At 36.4% G+C, this 1,436-nt stretch carries 1 protein-coding gene; it reads left to right on the forward strand.

The window, feature by feature from the left end; translation table 11 throughout:
• The first annotated feature begins 56 nt into the window (after positions 1 to 56).
• A protein-coding gene (locus tag QM450_RS10540) for an IS3 family transposase (protein WP_414320556.1) occupies positions 57 to 1,405 on the forward strand; the annotation gives its coding sequence in 2 pieces (ribosomal slippage) (positions 57 to 498 and positions 498 to 1,405; 1,350 coding nt in all).
• Positions 1,406 to 1,436: the final 31 nt, after the last annotated feature.

Raw genomic sequence — 1,436 nt, forward strand, 5'->3', positions numbered from 1 at the left:
TGAACTGCACCCCAAAAGTTAGACAGAAAAAAACTAACTTTTGGGGTATTTTTATTATGAAATTAACTTATGATGATAAAGTTCAGATCTATGAACTTAGAAAGCAAGGTCAAAGCTTCAAGGAGCTTTCAAAAAGATTTGATGTAGATGTTTCTGGGCTAAAGTACATGGTGACATTAATTGACCGTTATGGAGTAGACATTGTCAAAAAAGGAAAGAATCGTTACTATTCTTCAGAACTAAAACAAGAAATGATTGATAAAGTGCTAATTGAAGGTCGTTCACGAAGAAGTATAAGCCTTGATTATGCTCTCCCAAACCAAGGAATGCTTTCGAATTGGCTGGCACAATATAGAAAAAACGGGTATACTATTGTTGAGAAAACAAGAGGGAGACCATCTAAAATGGGACGTAAGCCAAAGAAAAAGCATGAGGAATTGACAGAGTTAGAACGCCTTCAAGCAGAAAATGAATATCTGAGAGCGGAGAATGCAATCCTAAAAAAGTTGAGAGAACTCCGATTGAAGGAGGAAAAAGAGAAAGAAGAAAGACAGAAATTGTTCAAGAATTAATCACTGAGTTTTCGTTAGAGATTCTTCTAAAGATTATTAAGCTCGCTCGTTCGACCTACTACTATCACGTGAAACAGCTAGACAAACCAGATAAGGAGCAAGAGCTTAAAGCTGAAATTCAATCCATTTTTATCGAACACAAGGGAAATTATGGTTATCGTCGGATTCATTTAGAACTAAGAAATCGTGGTTATCTGGTAAATCATAAAAGAGTTCAACGCTTGATGAAAGTACTCAATTTACAAGCTAAAATGCGACAGAAACGAAAATATTCTTCTCATAAAGGAGACGTTGGCAAGAAAGCAGATAATCTCATTCAACGCCAATTTGAAGCAGCCAAACCAATGGAAAAGTGCTACACAGACGTGACAGAATTTGCCATTCCAGCAAATACTCAAAAGCTTTACTTATCACCAGTTTTAGATGGATTTAATAGCGAAATTATCGCCTATAATCTTTCAACTTCACCCAACTTAGAACAAGTAAAAACGATGTTGGAACAGGCCTTCACAGAGAAACACTACGAGGATACGATTCTCCATAGTGACCAAGGTTGGCAATACCAACATGATTCTTATCATCGCTTCCTAGAGAGTAAGGGAATTCAAGCATCCATGTCACGTAAAGGTAACAGCCCAGACAACGGTATGATGGAGTCCTTCTTTGGCATTCTGAAATCGGAAATGTTTTATGGTTATGAGAAGTCGTTTCAGTCGCTTAAGCAATTGGAACAAGCTATTGTAGACTATATTGATTACTACAACAATAAACGAATTAAGGTAAAACTAAAAGGACTCAGTCCTGTGCAATACAGAACTAAATCCTTTGAATAAATTAATTGTCTAACTTTTTGGGGTCAGTACA

Source organism: Streptococcus infantis (assembly GCF_047464615.1).
In the GTDB taxonomy this organism is placed as follows: Bacteria; Bacillota; Bacilli; order Lactobacillales; family Streptococcaceae; genus Streptococcus; species Streptococcus infantis_Y.